This is a genomic window from Pelomonas sp. Root1444 (genome assembly GCF_001426885.1).
Classification (GTDB): domain Bacteria; phylum Pseudomonadota; class Gammaproteobacteria; order Burkholderiales; family Burkholderiaceae_C; genus Pelomonas.
The window spans coordinates 196,617-212,691 of the sequence record NZ_LMFP01000008.1 but is presented as its reverse complement, the minus strand read 5'-3'; the positions used below and the strand labels follow the sequence as shown (position 1 = coordinate 212,691).

Sequence of the window (16,075 nt, the reverse complement as noted above, 5' to 3'; positions counted from 1 at the left end):
CACCACCACCACCGGCACCTCGAAGGCCGCACCGAAGGCGATGAACATGTTCATCACGAAGCCGAGATAGGCCTCGATGTCCGGTGCCGCCGTGATGCTCTTGGGCGCGAAGCTCTGGATGAACTTGAAGACCTGACCGAAGACGAAGAAGTAGCAGAACGCCACGCCGGCGAAGAACAGCAAGGTGCTGGAGATGACGAGCGGCATCACCAGGCGCTTCTCGTGGGAGTACAGGCCCGGCGCAATGAAGGCCCATGCCTGGTAGAGCACCACCGGCAGCGCGAGCATGAAGCCGGCCAGCATCGTGATCTTGATCGGCACGAAGAACGGCGCGATGACGTTGGTGGCAATCATCGTCGTGCCGGCCGGCAGGTTGGCCACCAGCGGCGCGGCGAGGAGGTCGTACAGGTGGCCGGGGCCGGGGTAGAACGCCAGCACGCCGAAGCAGACGGCCACGGCGATCAGGGCGCGCACCAGCCGGTCGCGCAGCTCCAGCAGGTGCGCGACGAAGGGCTGCTCGGTGCCGGCCAGTTCGTCGTGGTCGGGTTTCTGGAAGGAGCTCATCGGTGCGTGTAGGGCCGGTCCAAACGCACTGACGCCCCTTCAAGGGGCGGCAAGCGAAGCAAGCGTGGGGACTTCATGTTCTTCCTGGCGGCCGGAAACGCGCCACCCGGGCGGCTCCCGACTGGGTGTGTCGCTTCACGCCGGCCTTCTGCTTGAACCACAGCGGCGTGGCACCACGCTTGAGACGCCAGTTCTTCTTGGGGTGGCGGTACTCGGGCGGTGGGGATGCGAGGCCGGTGTCCGGGTCGTACGAGGAGGAGGATGAGGCGTCGTTGCTGACGTCCTGCCAGGTCTGGTTGAGCGCCTGCGTGGCGGAATCGACCTCCTGGCGCACGGTCTGCTCCACGTCCTGCACCGCCGACTGGAACTGGGACTTCATCTTCTGGAGTTCTTCCAGTTCGATGGAGCGGTTGACCTCGGCCTTGACGTCAGCCACGTAGCGCTGCGCCTTGCCGAGCAAGGTGCCTACCGTGCGGGCGACGCGCGGCAGCTTCTCGGGGCCGATGACGATCAACGCCACCGCGCCAATCAGCGCGATCTTGTCAAAGCCGAAATCAAGCACTCGTCGTCAGCTCAGGACTTGGTCTTGGCATCGACGTCGACGGTGTTCGGGTCGTTGACCCGATTGGCCGTGACCTGTTGCGGCGGCGCGGCCGGCTCGTCAGGGGCCGTACCGTCCTTCATGCCGTCCTTGAAGCCCTTGACGGCGCCGCCGAGGTCCTTGCCGATGTTCGTCAGCTTCTTCGTGCCGAAGATCAGGATGACGACCAGCAAAACGATCAGCCAGTGCCAAATGCTGAATGAACCCATGATGTTGACTCCTTGAGGACTGGCTCAAATTCTAGGTGAGGGATGACGCCCTATCCGGGCTCGTTGCGCCGCGGTCGACCATCCGGTGTGATCTTGCGCAAGCCCTACGTTTGGTCGCAACTCAGCCTTTCAACCACGGTCGCGGGCCACCCATCACGTGCAGATGCAGGTGATACACCTCCTGGCCGCCGTCCGGGCCGGTGTTGATGACGTGGCGGAAGCCGTTGGTGACGCCCAGTTCCTTCATCAACCGCGGCCCCAACGTGGTCATCTTGCCGAGCAGGCCGGCCTCGGCCTCGGTCACCTCGGCCATGGAGGCGATGTGGCGCTTGGGGACGATGAGGACGTGGACCGGCGCCCAGGGGTGGATGTCGTGGAAGGCGAAGACGTCGTCGTCCTCGTAGACCTTCGTGCTCGGGATCTGGCCCGCGACGATCTTGCAAAAGATGCAGTTCGGGTCCGCGCTCATGGCTGGTTTCCTCGTTGGGCAAATTCGGTCAGGCCGGACAGGCCTTCGCGCCGGGCCAGCTCGTTCAGCACGTCCGCGGGTTTCAGGCCGAAATGGGCCAGCGCGATCATGCTGTGGAACCACAGGTCGGCCACTTCGTAGACGACCTTCTGCGGGTCGCCATCCTTCGCAGCCATGACGGTCTCGGTGGCTTCCTCGCCGACCTTTTTCAGGATGGTGTCCAAGCCCTTGTCGAAGAGCTTGGCGACATAGCTGGTGCTCGGGTCCGCACCCTTGCGCGATTCAATGACCGCGCCGACGCGGGAGAGGATGTCGTCACTCATAGATCTTGCTCGGGTCCTTCAGCACCGGCTCGCTGGCGCTCCAGACGCCGTTCTCCAGTTTCTGGAAGAAGCAGCTGTGCCGGCCGGTGTGGCAGGCGATGCCCGGCTCGTGGCCCAACTGGGTGATGGTCAGCAGCACGACGTCGTTGTCGCAGTCCATGCGGATGGCATGCACCTGCTGGAAATGGCCGCTTTCCTCGCCCTTGTGCCACAGCTTGTTGCGCGAGCGGCTCCAGTAGACGGCCTGGCCGCGCTCGGCCGTCAACGACAGCGCCTCGCGGTTCATCCAAGCGAACATCAGCACGTCGCCCGTGCCCTGCTCCTGGGCGATCACGGGCACCAGGCCCTTGTCGTCCCACTTCACGTCGTCCAACCAACTGCTGTTCATCGTTTCAGTCTAGGTGAGTGGGACCGGCATGGCCGCGCTCTTCGGCAAACCAGTTCAGCACGGGGACGGTGCCGGGCAGCACCGGCTTGACCTGCACGGGCAGGCTGGCCCAGGCCATCTGCTGGCCCTCCAGCATCTGGAACTCGCCGGTCCACTCGAACACCTTGCAGAAGTTCAGCCGCACCCGGGCGTGGGGATAGTCCATCACCAGCGTCTGCCACGGGTGGGCCGCGCCGATCCGGATGCCGATCTCCTCGCGCAACTCGCGGGCCAGCGCCTGCTCGACGCTCTCGCCGGCCTCGACCTTGCCGCCCGGGAACTCCCAGTAGCCGGCGTAGACCTTGCCCTCGGGGCGCGAGGTCAGCAGGAAACGGCCTTCCCGGCCGGTCGCGTCACGTTCGACCAGCACCCCCACGGCCACTTCGACCGGCACGCGCTCGGCCTCAGACATGGTCCAGGCCCTCGGGCGCGTCGCCGCCGATGCGCAGCGCGGGCTCGGCCTCGCCGACCGCACCGCGCCCGGCGTGGTCGCGCGCGAACTGATAGGCCACACGGCCCGAGCGCGAGCCGCGCTCCAGCGCCCAGATCAGGGCCGGCTGGCGCGCGCCTTCGATGGCCGCGTCGTCCACGCCGAAGTGGCGCAGCCACTGGGCCACGATGGCCAGGTATTCGTTCTGGCTGAAGGGATAGAAGCTGATCCACAGCCCGAAGCGCTCGGACAGCGAGATCTTCTCCTCCACCGCCTCGCCGGGGTGGATCTCGCCATGCTCGCCGTGCGTGCCGGCCAGGTTGTCGACCATCTTCTCGGGCAACAGGTGGCGGCGGTTGCTGGTGGCGTAGATCAGCACGTTGTCGCCGGCGGCGGCCACGGAGCCGTCGAGCACGCTCTTCAGCGCCTTGTAGCTGGCCTCGCCTTCGTCAAAGCTGAGGTCGTCGCAGAAAACCACGAAGCGCTCCGGCCGCTCGGCGACCTGCTCGACGAGGTCCGGCAGGTCGACGAGATCGGCCTTGTCGACCTCGATGAGGCGCAGGCCCTGCGGCGCAAACTCGTTCAGCACCGCCTTGATCAGCGAACTCTTGCCCGTGCCCTTGGCGCCCGTCAGCAGCACATTGTTGGCCGGCCGGCCGGCGACGAACTGCGCGGTGTTGCGCAGCAGGCGTTCCTTCTGCGGCTCCACCTCCTGCAGGTCGGACAAGCGGATGCGGCTGACGGCGCGCACCGGCTCCAGGCACAGCGCGCCATGGCGGCGGCGGGCGCGGAAGGCGGTGGATGCGGCCCAGTCGGGCGGCGCGGCGGCGTGGGGGAGAACCGCTTCGAGCCGGGCCAGCAGGCCCTCAGCGCGGTTGAGAAAAGATTCCAGAGCGGCGGACATCGCCGCAGTTTAGGCGGGCCGCTTCAGCCGATGGCCTTGAGCGACGCCTCCAGCTGCTCCGTCGGCAGCCGCTTGAAGCCGGAGCGCGCATAGCGCTGCAGCCGGCCGATGATGAAGCTGACCCACACCGAGGCTTGCACATTGGCCTGCACCGTCGGCGTCAGCGAACCCTGGGCCTCGGCCGCCGCGCGCAGCACCTGGCGCAGGGACGATTCGATGCGGTCGAAGAACTGGTTGATGCGGGCCGTCAGGCGCTCGTTCTCGTAGACCAGCGCGTCGCCGACCATCACGCGCGTCATTCCCGGGTTCTTTTCGCCGAACTGCAGGATGACGGCGGCGATGCGGGCGGCCGCGCCGGGTGGCGGCAGCGGCTGCGGCGCATCGACGACCTGGTGCACCAGGCCGAAGACGCTGTGCTCGATGAAGTCGATGAGCGCCTCGAACATCTGCGCCTTGCTGGCGAAGTGCCGGTACAGCGCCGCCTCGCTGACACCCAGCTTGGCGGCCAGCGCCGCGGTGGTGATGCGGTCCGCGCCCGGCTGCTCCAGCATGCCGGCCAGCACCTGCAGGATCTGCGTGCGACGCTCGCCGGGCTTGGGACGCTTCCTCGCGGTGGCGCTGGAAGGGTTGTCGACGGGCTGGGCGGCGTCCATGGCGGGGCGGCTAGTCCCTGAGCCAGCCCAGACGCCGGGCTTCGTAGATCGCCTCCACCTTGGAGCGCACATGCAGCTTGCGGTAGACCCGCTTCACGTAGGTCATGACGGTGTGCGGCGAGACCTGCATGAACTGCGCGATCTCGTCGAAGGTGAAGCCCTTGGCCGCGAGATGCAGCACGCGCGACTCCTGCTCGGACAGCGCCACCACCTCCTCGTCGGCCAGCGTCGCGGCCATCGCCTCGGGCGAAGGGCCGGTAGAGCCCTGCGCGCCCGGCGCCAGGCGCACCAGCAGGCGGCGTGCGATGACAGGGCTGATCGGGCTGCCGCCGGCGCGCAGCGAGCGCAGCTGGCCGGGCAGGTCCAGCGCCAGGCTGTCCTTGAGCAGGTAGCCGGTGGCGCCGGCCTCGATGCTGGCGACGACATGCTGCTCGTCACCGAACACGGAGATCACCATCACCTCGCACTGCGGCCGCGTCTGGGCCGCATGGCGAATCAGCTCGATGCCGCTGCCGCCGGGCAGGTCCAGGTCGACGAGGAGCACGTCGGGCTGCAACTGGTCGAACATGCGCCGGCCCTGGGGCAGGTCGGGCGCGATGCCCAGCAGCTCGATGTCAGGCACGCTGCCGAGGGCATGCGTGAAGGCCTCCCGGAAGCGGGCTTGGTCTTCAACGATCAGGACCGAAAACGGGGTCATGGGACTCTGTAGGACTTTCAAGGCGCGGAGCACGCATTTTCGGTCGAGGATACCCCCTGGACCCTGCGCGGCTCCCTTTAGAAAGGGGGGGAGCGTAACAACGCGCCCAGCGAGCGCACGCGGCGGCTGACATACACCGGCCGCCGGTGCAGGCCTGCCACCCCGGCGCGGCGCAGCCAGCGCTGCATCCAGACGGTCCGCAACCCCAGGCCGCGGGCGTGCTTCTGGTGGATCAGCGTGTCTTCCACCAGCACGCACTGCTGCGGCCGCACGCCCAGCCGCGCCAGCACGATGCGGAACATGCGCGCGTCCGGCTTGGGCCGCGACTGGCCGAAGCAGGCCATGTCCTCGATGCAGATCAGGCCCTCGAACACGCGCGCCAGGCCCACGGCCGCCAGCACCCGCTCGGCATAGGCGCGCGGCGCGTTGGTCATCAGGAACTTGCGCCCCGGCAGCCGGCGCAGCGCGGCGAGGTCATGGGCGTGTCCGTGCAGATGGGCATCCAGGCCGGGCAGCAGGTGCGTTTCGTGCAGGAAGTGCGCGGGCTTGACGCCATGGTGGCGCTGCAGCCCCGTCAGCGTGGCGCCATAACGCGTCCAGTAGCGGTGGCGCAGCGCGACGGCCTCGTCCTCGGCCAGGCCGAGGTGGGTAACGATGTAGGCCGTCATCGACGCGTTCAGCTCCGTGAACGCGCGGTGCGAGGCGTTGTGCAGCGTGTCGTCGAGGTCGAACAGCCAGACCCGGTCGTGGGGGTTCAATTCAACCGTTCCTTTGCATTTCGCGGGCCGAGCGCCGGGCCGCCCCCAAGCCGGCCCGCTCTGGCGATGCTTGCCGGTTGATCCGGCAAGCATCGCCATCCCCGCGGGGGATCGGCCAAGGTCATCCTTGGACGAGGGGCCAATCAGCGCGAGCTGATCATCGTGCCGTAAGCCTGGTCCGTGAGGATCTCCAGCAGCATGGAATGCGGCACGCGGCCGTCGATGATGTGCACGGCGTTGACGCCGCTCTTGGCCGCGTCGATGGCGCCGGCGATCTTGGGGATCATGCCGCCGCTGATCGTGCCGTCAGCGACCAGCTCGTCGATGCGGCGCGGCGTCAGCTCCGTCAGCAGCTCGCCGGCCTTGTCCAGCACGCCGCGGATGTTGGTCAGCATCAAGAGCTTCTCGGCCTGCAGCACGGTGGCCAGCTTGGCGGCGACCACGTCGGCATTGATGTTGTAGCTCTCGTTGTGCTCGCCGAAGCCGATGGGGCTGACGACCGGGATGAACTGGTCGTCCTGCAAGGCCTTCACGACGCTGGGGTCGATGGCGACGATGTCGCCGACCTGGCCGACGTCATGCTCCTTGGCCGGGTCGTCCTTGTCCAGCATCTTGAGCTTCTTCGCGCGGATCATGCCGCCGTCGCGCCCCGTCAGGCCCACGGCCTTGCCACCCGCAGCATTGATGAGGCCCACGATGTCCTGCTGCACCTGGCCGGCCAGCACCCACTCGACGACCTCCATCGTCTCTTCATCCGTGACGCGCATGCCCTGGATGAACTCGCCCTTCTTGCCCAGGCGGGACAGCGCCCCTTCGATCTGCGGCCCGCCGCCGTGCACGACGACCGGGTTCAGGCCGACGAGCTTGAGCAGCACCACATCCTCGGCGAAGTCCTGCTGCAGCTCCGGGTCGGTCATCGCATTGCCGCCGTACTTGATGACGATGGTCTTGCCGTGGAACTTGCGGATGTAAGGCAGGGCTTGCGAAAGGATCTCCGCCTTCTCGCGCGGCGCGATGTGGGAGACGTCGGTGGTGTGGGCGCTGGTCATGCGGTGCTCCGGAGCAATGCGGCGCATTCTAGGAAGAGCCAGCCGACCGCCCTGTAACGCCGCCGTATCACCACCCTGGACAATGCCGGCATGCAAGCCCACGCCTATCTGAAGCTCTCCGTCGCGACCGCTGTCGTGACGATCGCGCTGAAGACCGCCGCCTGGTGGTGGACCGGCTCGGTGAGCCTCGCGGCGGACGCGCTGGAGTCCCTCGTCAACCTGGCCGGCGCGGTGTTCGCGCTCGCCATGGTCACGCTCGCAGCGCAGCCGCCGGACGCCGAACACCCCTACGGCCACCACAAGGCCGAGTACTTCTCCAGCGGCTTCGAGGGCATCCTGATCATCGCCGCGGCCATCGGCATCTTCTGGGGCGCCTTCGACCGCTGGCGGCACCCCGAGCCGCTGCACGCCGTCGGCCTGGGCATCGGCCTGGCCGTCGTCAGCTCCGCGCTGAACGGCGCGCTGGCCTGGGCCATGCTGCGCAAGGGGCGCGAGGTGCGCTCGATGGCATTGCAAGGCGATGCCCGCCACCTGATCACCGACGTGTGGACCTCGGCCGGCGTCGTGGCCGGGCTGATCGGCGTCATGGCCACGGGCTGGCATTGGCTGGACCCGCTGCTGGCCGTCGTCGTCGCTCTGAACATCCTGCGCGAGGGCCTGCACCTGATGCACGAATCGACCCGCGGCCTGATGGACGAGGCGCTGGACGCCGACAGCCTGGCGCGGGTGCACGCGGTGCTGGACGGCTTCCGCGGCCCGCATGCGATCCGCTTCGACCATGTCGTCAGCCGCACCGCCGGGCAGCGCCGCTTCATCGACCTGCACATGCACATGCCCGCCAGCTGGACGCTGGGCCGCGCGGCCGCGCTGCGTGGCGAGGTCGAGGAGGCGTTGATGCGCGCCGTGCCCGGCCTGCGCGCCAGCATCCAGCTGCTGCCCACCGATGTCGAAGCCCACACCATGGACGAGGAGGACCTGACTTGATCGCTGTTTTGCAACGCGTGCGCGAGGCGCGCGTGGAGGTGGCCGGCGCGGTCGTCGGCGCCATCGGCCCGGGCTTGCTGATGCTGGTCTGCGCCGAGCCGGCCGACACCGAGGCCACGGCCGAAAAGCTGATCGCCAAGGTGCTGAAGCTGCGCGTCTTCAGCGACGAGGCCGGCAAGATGAACCGCAGCGTGCAGGACGTGGCGGGCGGCCTGCTGATCGTCAGCCAGTTCACGCTGGCGGCCGACACCAGCGGCGGCAACCGCCCCAGCTTCACCGGCGCGGCACCGGCCGAGCAGGGGCGGCGGCTCTACGAACACACGCTGGCGTTCGCGCGCCAGCAGCATCCGGGGGTCGCCAGTGGCGAGTTCGGTGCCGACATGCAAGTGCACCTGGTCAACGACGGGCCGGTGACCATTCCGATGCGGATGAACTGATGGCGCCAGAAATCATCCTCATCGATTCGACCGAGGGCCACCCGCCGACGCGCGATCAGCCGCGCGCGGACCGCCGCGTGCACGGCGCGCCGCAGCGCGAGACCTGGACGCTGCACGAAGCCGGGCCGATGAGCGCCGGCATCTGGACCTGCGAGGTGGGCCGCTGGCGCATCGCCTTCCCGGCCGGGCGACAGGAGTTCTTCCACGTGCTGCAGGGGCGCGTGCGCCTGCATGGCCCGGTTGGCGCCGTGGACGTCGGCCCGGGCCAGGGCGCCGTCATTCCGCCGGGCTTCGCGGGCGAGTTCGAGGTGCTGGAGCCGGTGCGCAAGCAGTTCGTGCTGGTGGACGTGAACGGCTAACCGACTTCGACGGTCCAGCGGCAGACACTGCCCGGCGCCGGCCGCTGCAACGCCAGCGCACCGAGGCGGTAGGCATGGGCGCGGCGTTCGGCGGGCAGCTCCTGCCCGGCTTCGTCCCGCACCCGCTCCACGCCATGGCCGCGCGGGCCGACGCGGTAGGTCAACTCGAAGCGCAGGTCGGCCAGCGTGACCTGCACCGTCAACCCGTCCAGCACCGGCGGCATGACCGGGTCCACAACCAGGGCGCCCTGCTCCAGCCGCAGGCCCAGCAGCGACCCGATGACGAGGCCGATCGCGATGCCCGGGCCGCTGGAGTAGATGCGCCAGCCGCCGTCCAGCGCCACCTCGCCGGCCAGCGCGCGGCCGTATTCGGCCTGGGCGACATAACGGTCCGGGAAGGCGGCATCCGAGCTGGAGTAGTAGCAGTTGGCCTGGCGCGCGCTGGCGCTGGGCACGCGTTCCGTCAGCACGATCGGGTGGGCCAGCGTCAGCGCCTGCAGGAAGGCCTCGGCCTGGCCGAGGTGGGCCAGCATCTGCGCATAGCGCAGGTGGGCATGCATGTACATGATGCCGATCTCGCGGCCGAAGAAGGTGCTGGTCTCGGCGCGCTGGAAGAGCTGCGACGGCCCGCCGCGGTAGGGCAGCGGCGCGTCGAAGAGCCGGGCGCCGTCGGGGCCTTTCAGGTGGCGTTCGATCAGTGCGGCCTGCAACCGCGCCTGCTCGGGCGTGAGCAGGCTGTCGAGCACCGCATGCATCATCGGCAGCAGGCTGTAGCGCAGGCCGGTGCGGGTGTCGCGCGGGTGGATCCACAGCTCGCGTTCGCCCTCTTCAGGGAAGAGCGCATAGCCGGCGACGACATCGTCCTGCACCAGCAGGCGCTGGAACTCCGCGCGCACGCCGGCGGCCTCAGCGACGAGGCCGGCCGCCTGGTCGCGCCGGCCGACCTGGCCCAGCGCGGTGGCCAGCGTGTGCAGCATCTGGTGATGCAGCGTGACCGTCCAGGCGCTGCACAGCCGCTCGCGCAACGCCGGGTCGGCAGGCTGCAGCGAATCGTTCCAGTCGCCATGCCAGTAGGCGGCGAGGCCGGTGCCGGGCACGACGCGCTGGCGGATCAGCGCGAGCGCCTGCTCCACGTGAACGGCCACCGTGGCCACGTCGCCGTCGTGGAAGGGCACGGCCTCGTGCAGCAGCGCCGCGTCGCCGCTGGCGATGAGGTATTGCGCCAGCCCCAGCAGCGGCCAGAACACGATGTCGCCATGCGAGTCACCGGCGCGGATGCCGCGCTCGCGTTCGAAGAACATGAACCACTGCGGCCAGTCGCCGTCGGGGTTCTGGGCGCCGAAGACGCGCAGCAGCAGGTCGCGCACCGGCGCCGTCTGGCCCAGCGCCAGCAGCATCTCCAGCGGCCCCTGGCAGACGTCGCGCGTGCCCCAGCCGCCGCCGGAGTACTGCTCCAGGCCGCGTGGCGACAGGTAGTGCACCAGCGCGTTGTGCGCATACCAGGGCAGGATGTCGCGCAGCTGGGCCAGCGCCGGGTGCGCCAGCTGCCACTGCGGCAACGCCAGCGGCCGAGGCGCGCGCGGCGCGGCCTGCAGCAGTTCGCCGCGCAGCGTCATCTGGACGGTGGCCGCGGGCGCGAAGTCCAGCACCAGCAGCGGCTCGCCGCGGCTGACGCCGTCGTCGAACAGCCGGCCGTCGTCGCCCACGATGGCCATGCCCGGGGCGTCGATGACGAGGGCGCCATCGGGGAAGCGCCCCGCCAGCTCGCTGCCCGCGGGCGGCGTGATGCGCAGGCGGTCGCCGCTGTGCGCCCAGGCCGGCTTGAGCTCAGCGGCGCCATCGTCGCCGCCCAGGGCCAGGGCGAGGCTGGCGCGCACCTGCGGTGCGGCACCCTGCAGCACACGCAAGGTCAAGCCCATCGCATCCGGCGCGGCGCCGGCCTCGGCAACGACCTCGATGAGGCCGCTGCCATGCGCATAAAGCCAGCGGCAGCGCTGCGGCTGCATCTCGAAGGCCGACGGCAGGCCGAGCAGCCGCCAGTCCTGCCCCTCCCACTGCACGAACAGCCGCAGGCCGGCGGTGCGGAACAGCCCCAGCAGGCTGCGCTGCGTGGACAGCAGGCGGTTGATGCTGACGTGGCCCTGGGTCAGCATTGAATGGAAGACGCCACCCATCCAGCAGGTGGACGTCAACGCACCTTCGTCGGGCACGAGGTGGTCGCCGCTGCGCAGGATGTGGCCGTGCGGGCGCTGCACCTGCAGCTCCTTGGCGCGCAGCACGACGTGGCTCGAGTCACCGATGAAGAACGACAGCAGCTGGCCGCTCCGCCATTCCTCGTGGCGGCGCTCGCCGCCGAACAGTTGGCGGCGAGCCTCAGCGTCGAGGTCCAGGCAGGCGAGCTGGGGCGCGGTTGCAAACAGGCTGGCCGCAGGCGGCAGGCCCGCCGCGTCCAGCGGCTCGGCGGGCTGCGCCTCCGGCAGCGCAAGCAGCGTTTGCAGGCGCGCCAGATCGGCGGCACTGCTGGCCGCCGGGTGATCGGCCTGCAAGGTCAGGAAGAAGCCGGCGGCGACGCTGGCAGACGGTGCCAGCGCGATGGCCTCGTCCTGCAGCGCGACCAGGGCGTGCTCCTGCTGCAGGCGCTGGCCGGGCAGGCCGGCCTGGAGCGCCGGCGGCGCCAGGCCCTCGCGCGCCGCATGGCCGAACACCTGCACGGCGTCCGTCGCAAAGCTCTCGGCGCGCCGCAGCGAGCCCGCCAGCAGCCAGGGATGCTGGCCGCGCTGCGCCTGGTTCTGGCGCGCCGCCAGCAGCACCCCGTGGGCCACGTCATGCAGCGGCTGCAGGTCGATGTAGTGGCTGACGTAGAACTCGTTGGTGCGCACCGCGCCGTAGTCGGCCAGGCCGACGTCCTGCACCAGGACGGGTGCGATCTCGCAAGGCCCCGCGCCCACGTTCTCCGCCAGCAGGTGCCAGAACAGCGTCGCTTCGTCCGCCGCCAGCCGCAGCTGCAGCCGCAGGGCCAGGCCCTGCCAGTCACCGCGCATCTCGAAGGCGCCGTCCAGCGCATGCACCTGCAGCGGCGACAGCGGGCCGAGCAGCGGCACGGCGCGCCAGTCGCCGCCGGCGTCGCGGCGGCGCAGCCAGACGTTGGCCGGCCCGCCCTCCAGCTCGTTGCCCGGGAAGAGGTTGAGCATCAACGCGGGGCCGGACATCAGCCGGCGCAGCGCGCCGTGGGACAGCAGCTCGGCTTCGAGACCGGCGCGGTTGCGGATCAGGTGCACAGTCATCGTCAGCTCTGTCGTTGGGCGAGCAGCCACGGCAGCAGTTCGGGATCGTTGTAGGCGGGCGTCCAGGCGTCGTGGCCCACACCGGGATAGATGGTCAGCGAGGCCTTGCCGCCAGCCGCACGCAGCGCTTCGACGCAGGCGACATGGGGCGCCAGCGGCACGTTTTTGTCCTGGTCGCCGTGGTATCCACGCACCGGCACGTCGCGCATCGCGGCGACCCTTCTCACATCGCCAAAGCCGCAGACCGGCGCGATGGCCGCGAGGTCGCGCGGATAGGTGCAGGCCCACTGCCACATGCCGTACCCGCCCAGCGACAGCCCCGTGCCCACGCAGCGCTGCGGGTCGATGTGCAGCCGGGCCTTCAGCGCACCGAGCAGACGATGCAGGCGCTCGGGATCCCATTGCTGGCCGTCCTCCAGCTGCGGGCTGACGAGGATGGCGGGGTAGGCCAGGCCATGCGCGACCTGCATCGGCGGGCCATGGACCTTGACCTTCTCCAGGTCGGTGCCGCGCTCGCCCGAGCCATGCAGGAAGACCACCAGCGGCCAGCGGGCGCTGCGCTGCGCGTACTCGCGCGGCAGCCACACCCAGAAGCGCTGGCCCTCCAGCTCCCACGCGCGCTGCTCGCCGGCAGCCAGGCCTTCGGGCACCTTGGGCGGCAGCGCGGCACAACCGCCAAGCAAAGCGGCGGAGAGCGCAGGCGTCGTCAACAGCAGTTGGCGGCGATTCATCGTCATGGCGTGGGCTCCAGTTGAACGGTGGTGGCGCCGGCCGGCAGCGGCAGCTCGCGCCCCTGCCAGGCCAGCCCCTTAGTTTCGGCGTTAGCACGCGGCAGTTTGCCGTCACCGGGCCAGGCAAGGCGCAGCCCGCCGGGCAGGCGCTCAGGCGCCCGGTCGATGTGCAGCGTCCAGCCGCCGTCGGCGCGCCGCAGCAGCCGGTAGTCCAGCCGGCCCCAGGCGGTGGACAGGCCGGTCACGCCGATGTCGCCGGCCGCGCGCCAGGCGGGCGACAGGCCGGCGCCGAGCACGACGCTGCCGGTCGATTCGCGCTCGTAGGCCAGCAGGTCCAGCGCGGCGCGCAGGTAGTCGGAGGAGATCCAGGCATGCGGCATGTCGCCCAGGAACTGCACCTTGCGCGCGTCCGGCAGCACGACCTCGGCCCACTGGCGCCAGCCCGCCGGGCGCTGGTGGGTGAAGAACCAGGCCAGCAGCCGGTGCGCATCGTCCACGCGGCCCAGGCGCACCAGCGCGCTGACGTTGCGCAGCTCGTAGGGGGTGTAGTCCTTCCAGGCCTTGGCGCCGCTGATGCGCGCGTCGGCCTCCTTGACGTAGCGGTCGAAGGTGCCGCGCAGCAGCTCGGGCGGCAGCCTGCCTTCGGCCTGCGCGGGGTTCAGCGCCATCGTCGTGGAGGTGGCGTCGAAGTCGCCGCGGTCGGCGGCGCCGGCGATGTGGTCGAGCTTGAAGTGGCTGGCGGTCGCGGCGATGGAGGCGCCCAGGTCGGCCTCGAATTCGTCGCGCGACACGGCCCAGCGCACCGCGTCGGCCGTGTGGCCGAGGGCCTGGGCGATCTGCACCGCGTCCTTGTAGCCGCGCAGCGCCCAGAAGTCGTCCCAGTACGAATAGGCCGGCTTGTCGCTGTAGCCCTCGTGGCTGATGGACGGCGGCATCAGGCCCTTGAAGCGGGCGTCCGCGCCGGGCTTGCGTTCGCTCTGTCGCAGCGCCTCCATCCAGGCCATCACGCGCTGCACCTTGGGCCAGTGGCGCGCCAGCAGCGCGCGGTCCTGGGTGTGCCGCCACAGCTCGGCGACGGCGAACAGGTATTGGCCGTGGCTGTCGTTCTCGACGACCGGGTCGGCGCCGCGCTGGTCCACGCAGCAAGGCACCTTGCCGCTGTCGAAGATGTAGCCGCCGAACCAGTCGACGAACTCTTGCGCCGCCCTGGCCTCGCCCATGCGCACGAGCCCGGCCACCATCATGGCGCCGTCGCGGATCCACGAGCGCGCGTAGGAGCGCGTGCCCGGCCGCAGCGCGGCGCCGTCGCGCGACACCAGCATCTGCGCGAGCGCGCTGCGCATCGTGTCGACGACGGGTTGGGCCTGCGGCGGCAGGCGCAGCTCCAGCACGCCGAGGCGGTCGCGCCACTGCGCGGCGGCGACGGCCAGGCGGGTGTCGAGCGCGCCCGCCTCCACCGCGCCGCGGCCCGACACCCAGCCCAGCGTGCGGGACTGGCCGGGCGCCAGGTCGACGTCGAAGCGCATCAGCGCGGAGGGCAGGCCCTCGGCATCGGTCAGTTGCGCGAGTGGCGGCGCCTGCGACAACGCCACGAGACCGGGGCCGGCACGCCAGGCCGCAGCACGCACTTCGGCCGGCGCTTCTCGCGGCCTGATGTGCAGGCCAGCTGCGGTGAGCTGGCCGTCAGCCCAGGCCAGCGTCGGCAGCGGGCTGATGCCGCCCGGTGTCGACAGGAACTGCTGCGGCGGGTTGACCTGCCAGGGTCGCAGCGCGAGCAGCAGCGAGACCCGCTGCGGCTTCGACGTCGGGTTGCGCAGCGTGTAGCGGGCCAGCAGCTGCGGGTCCTGGGCCGGGCCGTCGGCGCCGGCCTCGATGCGCAGCTCCACATCGGCATGCCGCCATTGCACGACCGGCAGCGCATGCTCGACGAGGCTGTGCTCGGTGCGCACCTGGGCCCAGGTGACGAGCTTGCCGTCAGCTAGGCGGATGGCGGGCTCGACGCTGGGGCCGCCGCGGGTCAACTCGATGGCGCCGTCTTCGCTGACGAGGCCGGAGCGCTGCGCGCCGCCGTCCACGCCGACGACGGTCCAGTAGTTCTGCTCGCCGAGGAAGGCGCGCGGCAGCTCGCCGCGGGGCAGCGACTTCGCGACCTCGGCGACGGCGGCATTGCGGTCGGGCCATTGCGCGGCGTCGCGCAGCTCGACGTCGGGCGGCTTCCTGCCGTCAAAGCGCAGTCGCATCCAGCGCCATTCCTGCTCGCCGAGGAACAGCGCGCGGCCGGGGCGCGACGACAGCAGCTTCCAGCGCCGGTTGTCGTCCGACACCTCGACGCGTGTGGCCGCGCCGCGGGCGAACCACAGGCCGTTGAACTCGCGCAGGCGCTGGAAGTCCAGCGTCAGCTCGCCGCCGCCGAGCTTGCGTTTGGGCTCGGGCCAGGTCGTGGGCGCGGGTTCGCGCGGTTCCAGATTCAGCGCACCGACGCACAAGGCCCCTGCCCCGCCGCCGCCCTGCTGGCCGGCGACGACGACGAACTCGATGAACTGGCTGCGGGTGAGCGCGCGGTCGGTCGTCGGTCCCCAGGCGAAGACGATGTGGCGGCGCTTGAAGCTGTGCTCGGTCAACGTCTCGGGCAGCGGCATCGCCGGGCGGTTGATCCACCAGACGTTGTCACCGCTGGCGTCGACGAACTTGATTTGCACGTCGTTGGTCTGGCTGCTGCCTTTGATCTGCGTGGTCAGCGCGAAGTCCGCGGGCCAGGCCAGCGGCAGTTCGCGGCGCAGCACGGCGTAGCCCGACACACCGGAGAAGTCGTAGTCGAGGCAGAGGCTGTCGTCCTTGGCGTCGCGGCGGATGCTGGCCTTGACCTGGTCGGAGGCGGTGGCTTTCCAGGGGGTGGCGTCCTTCATGTCGTCGAGGACGGCGGCTTCGGAAGGCGCGCCCGCGATCAACGTGACGGCCAGCAGGACGTGATGAAGCGGCTTCATGGGTTTTTCTTGCCGCAGCGGGTTAGCGCGAGACAGTGGTGCCGGGAGTTCGCCCCGGCGGGCGACCTACTTTCTGGGCGACCAGAAAGTAGGAAAAGAGTCGCCCCCAAATACCCAACACCGAATACCAAGCAGCCGGCCTCGGCCGGCTGCTGCATTGGGCTGTTGGCTGTTGGCTGTTCCGAATCACCCCTTTGGAGCCGCCGAGCATC

At 70.0% G+C, this 16,075-nt stretch carries 18 protein-coding genes; 3 read left to right on the top strand and 15 right to left on the bottom strand.

The genetic code is table 11. The features are described from left to right. The 12 genes from tatC to argB all read right to left on the bottom strand — a co-directional run. Nucleotides 1-564: twin-arginine translocase subunit TatC (tatC, locus tag ASD35_RS10770; protein WP_235538310.1), on the bottom strand; the 564-nt coding region annotated here is incomplete at its 3' end. 73 nt (nucleotides 565-637) lie between these two features. After that, nucleotides 638-1,126 carry a Sec-independent protein translocase protein TatB gene (gene tatB / locus ASD35_RS10765; RefSeq protein ID WP_056874924.1) on the bottom strand — a complete coding sequence of 163 codons (489 nt, stop codon included), beginning with the start codon at nucleotides 1,124-1,126 and terminating at the stop codon, nucleotides 638-640. An 11-nt stretch (nucleotides 1,127-1,137) separates the two neighbouring features. After that, a complete protein-coding gene (gene tatA, locus ASD35_RS10760) occupies nucleotides 1,138-1,374 on the bottom strand; it encodes a Sec-independent protein translocase subunit TatA (RefSeq protein ID WP_056874923.1) in 237 nt (78 codons plus the stop codon). A 121-nt stretch (nucleotides 1,375-1,495) separates the two neighbouring features. After that, the gene (locus tag ASD35_RS10755; RefSeq protein ID WP_056874922.1) at nucleotides 1,496-1,843 is read right to left on the bottom strand and encodes a histidine triad nucleotide-binding protein; all 348 of its coding nucleotides are present in this window, start codon (nucleotides 1,841-1,843) and stop codon (nucleotides 1,496-1,498) included. After that, on the bottom strand, nucleotides 1,840-2,166 hold the full coding sequence (locus tag ASD35_RS10750) for a phosphoribosyl-ATP diphosphatase (RefSeq protein ID WP_056874921.1): 327 nt from the start codon (nucleotides 2,164-2,166) through the stop codon (nucleotides 1,840-1,842). Before ASD35_RS10750 ends, ASD35_RS10755 begins: the two co-directional genes overlap by 4 nt. Then, nucleotides 2,159-2,554, bottom strand: a complete 396-nt coding sequence (gene hisI / locus ASD35_RS10745; protein ID WP_056874920.1) for a phosphoribosyl-AMP cyclohydrolase — start codon at nucleotides 2,552-2,554, stop codon at nucleotides 2,159-2,161. The genes ASD35_RS10750 and hisI overlap by 8 nt, the downstream gene beginning before the upstream one ends. Before the next feature lie 4 nt (nucleotides 2,555-2,558). Next, nucleotides 2,559-3,005 (bottom strand): NUDIX domain-containing protein, encoded by a 447-nt coding sequence (locus ASD35_RS10740; RefSeq protein ID WP_056874919.1) that lies wholly within the window; start codon nucleotides 3,003-3,005, stop codon nucleotides 2,559-2,561. Beyond that, nucleotides 2,998-3,927: an ATP-binding protein gene (locus tag ASD35_RS10735; protein ID WP_056874918.1), complete on the bottom strand. Its 930-nt coding sequence runs from the start codon at nucleotides 3,925-3,927 to the stop codon at nucleotides 2,998-3,000. Before ASD35_RS10735 ends, ASD35_RS10740 begins: the two co-directional genes overlap by 8 nt. Nucleotides 3,928-3,950: 23 nt before the next feature. Continuing rightward, nucleotides 3,951-4,580 carry a nucleoid occlusion factor SlmA gene (gene slmA, locus ASD35_RS10730; protein ID WP_056874917.1) on the bottom strand — a complete coding sequence of 210 codons (630 nt, stop codon included), beginning with the start codon at nucleotides 4,578-4,580 and terminating at the stop codon, nucleotides 3,951-3,953. Between the two features lie 10 nt (nucleotides 4,581-4,590). Beyond that, nucleotides 4,591-5,277 carry a response regulator transcription factor gene (locus ASD35_RS10725; RefSeq protein ID WP_056874916.1) on the bottom strand — a complete coding sequence of 229 codons (687 nt, stop codon included), beginning with the start codon at nucleotides 5,275-5,277 and terminating at the stop codon, nucleotides 4,591-4,593. Nucleotides 5,278-5,354: 77 nt separating this feature from the next. Further along, on the bottom strand, nucleotides 5,355-6,035 hold the full coding sequence (locus tag ASD35_RS10720; protein ID WP_056874915.1) for a pyrimidine 5'-nucleotidase: 681 nt from the start codon (nucleotides 6,033-6,035) through the stop codon (nucleotides 5,355-5,357). A 143-nt stretch (nucleotides 6,036-6,178) separates the two neighbouring features. Continuing rightward, nucleotides 6,179-7,084, bottom strand: coding sequence for an acetylglutamate kinase (gene argB, locus ASD35_RS10715; RefSeq protein WP_056874914.1), 906 nt, complete (start codon nucleotides 7,082-7,084; stop codon nucleotides 6,179-6,181). A 90-nt stretch (nucleotides 7,085-7,174) separates the two neighbouring features. Here argB and ASD35_RS10710 point away from each other — a divergent pair, with 90 nt between their 5' ends. The 3 genes from ASD35_RS10710 to ASD35_RS10700 are packed head-to-tail and all read left to right on the top strand — an operon-like array spanning nucleotide 7,175 to nucleotide 8,864. Further along, complete coding sequence (locus tag ASD35_RS10710; protein ID WP_056874913.1) at nucleotides 7,175-8,068, top strand: cation diffusion facilitator family transporter; 894 nt, start codon at nucleotides 7,175-7,177, stop codon at nucleotides 8,066-8,068. Beyond that, nucleotides 8,065-8,505, top strand: coding sequence for a D-aminoacyl-tRNA deacylase (gene dtd / locus ASD35_RS10705; RefSeq protein WP_056874912.1), 441 nt, complete (start codon nucleotides 8,065-8,067; stop codon nucleotides 8,503-8,505). Before ASD35_RS10710 ends, dtd begins: the two co-directional genes overlap by 4 nt. Then, nucleotides 8,505-8,864, top strand: a complete 360-nt coding sequence (locus tag ASD35_RS10700; protein WP_056874911.1) for a cupin domain-containing protein — start codon at nucleotides 8,505-8,507, stop codon at nucleotides 8,862-8,864. Before dtd ends, ASD35_RS10700 begins: the two co-directional genes overlap by 1 nt. On the opposite strand, the gene ASD35_RS10695 is transcribed toward ASD35_RS10700, so the two are convergent. Genes ASD35_RS10695 through ASD35_RS10685 form a run of 3 tightly spaced genes read right to left on the bottom strand, consistent with a single transcriptional unit; the run spans nucleotide 8,861 to nucleotide 15,863 of the window. Beyond that, entirely contained in the window at nucleotides 8,861-12,148 is a 3,288-nt protein-coding gene (locus tag ASD35_RS10695) for a GH36-type glycosyl hydrolase domain-containing protein (protein WP_056874910.1), read from the bottom strand. The genes ASD35_RS10700 and ASD35_RS10695 overlap by 4 nt on opposite strands. Before the next feature lie 2 nt (nucleotides 12,149-12,150). Next, nucleotides 12,151-12,885: a dienelactone hydrolase family protein gene (locus ASD35_RS10690; protein WP_157275489.1), complete on the bottom strand. Its 735-nt coding sequence runs from the start codon at nucleotides 12,883-12,885 to the stop codon at nucleotides 12,151-12,153. After that, nucleotides 12,882-15,863 carry a hypothetical protein gene (locus tag ASD35_RS10685; protein WP_056874908.1) on the bottom strand — a complete coding sequence of 994 codons (2,982 nt, stop codon included), beginning with the start codon at nucleotides 15,861-15,863 and terminating at the stop codon, nucleotides 12,882-12,884. The genes ASD35_RS10690 and ASD35_RS10685 overlap by 4 nt, the downstream gene beginning before the upstream one ends. Between the last annotated feature and the right edge of the window lie 212 nt (nucleotides 15,864-16,075).

Coding starts and splice junctions, on each gene's coding strand:
- ASD35_RS10750 (WP_056874921.1), bottom strand. CDS start 2,166: ATGAGTGACGACATCCTCTCCCGCGTCGGCGCGGTCATTGAATCGCGC.
- hisI (WP_056874920.1), bottom strand. CDS start 2,554: ATGAACAGCAGTTGGTTGGACGACGTGAAGTGGGACGACAAGGGCCTG.
- tatA (WP_056874923.1), bottom strand. CDS start 1,374: ATGGGTTCATTCAGCATTTGGCACTGGCTGATCGTTTTGCTGGTCGTC.
- ASD35_RS10755 (WP_056874922.1), bottom strand. CDS start 1,843: ATGAGCGCGGACCCGAACTGCATCTTTTGCAAGATCGTCGCGGGCCAG.
- ASD35_RS10700 (WP_056874911.1), top strand. CDS start 8,505: ATGGCGCCAGAAATCATCCTCATCGATTCGACCGAGGGCCACCCGCCG.
- ASD35_RS10740 (WP_056874919.1), bottom strand. CDS start 3,005: ATGTCTGAGGCCGAGCGCGTGCCGGTCGAAGTGGCCGTGGGGGTGCTG.
- ASD35_RS10685 (WP_056874908.1), bottom strand. CDS start 15,863: ATGAAGCCGCTTCATCACGTCCTGCTGGCCGTCACGTTGATCGCGGGC.
- ASD35_RS10710 (WP_056874913.1), top strand. CDS start 7,175: ATGCAAGCCCACGCCTATCTGAAGCTCTCCGTCGCGACCGCTGTCGTG.
- ASD35_RS10735 (WP_056874918.1), bottom strand. CDS start 3,927: ATGTCCGCCGCTCTGGAATCTTTTCTCAACCGCGCTGAGGGCCTGCTG.
- ASD35_RS10695 (WP_056874910.1), bottom strand. CDS start 12,148: ATGACTGTGCACCTGATCCGCAACCGCGCCGGTCTCGAAGCCGAGCTG.
- slmA (WP_056874917.1), bottom strand. CDS start 4,580: ATGGACGCCGCCCAGCCCGTCGACAACCCTTCCAGCGCCACCGCGAGG.
- ASD35_RS10690 (WP_157275489.1), bottom strand. CDS start 12,885: ATGACGATGAATCGCCGCCAACTGCTGTTGACGACGCCTGCGCTCTCC.
- ASD35_RS10725 (WP_056874916.1), bottom strand. CDS start 5,277: ATGACCCCGTTTTCGGTCCTGATCGTTGAAGACCAAGCCCGCTTCCGG.
- argB (WP_056874914.1), bottom strand. CDS start 7,084: ATGACCAGCGCCCACACCACCGACGTCTCCCACATCGCGCCGCGCGAG.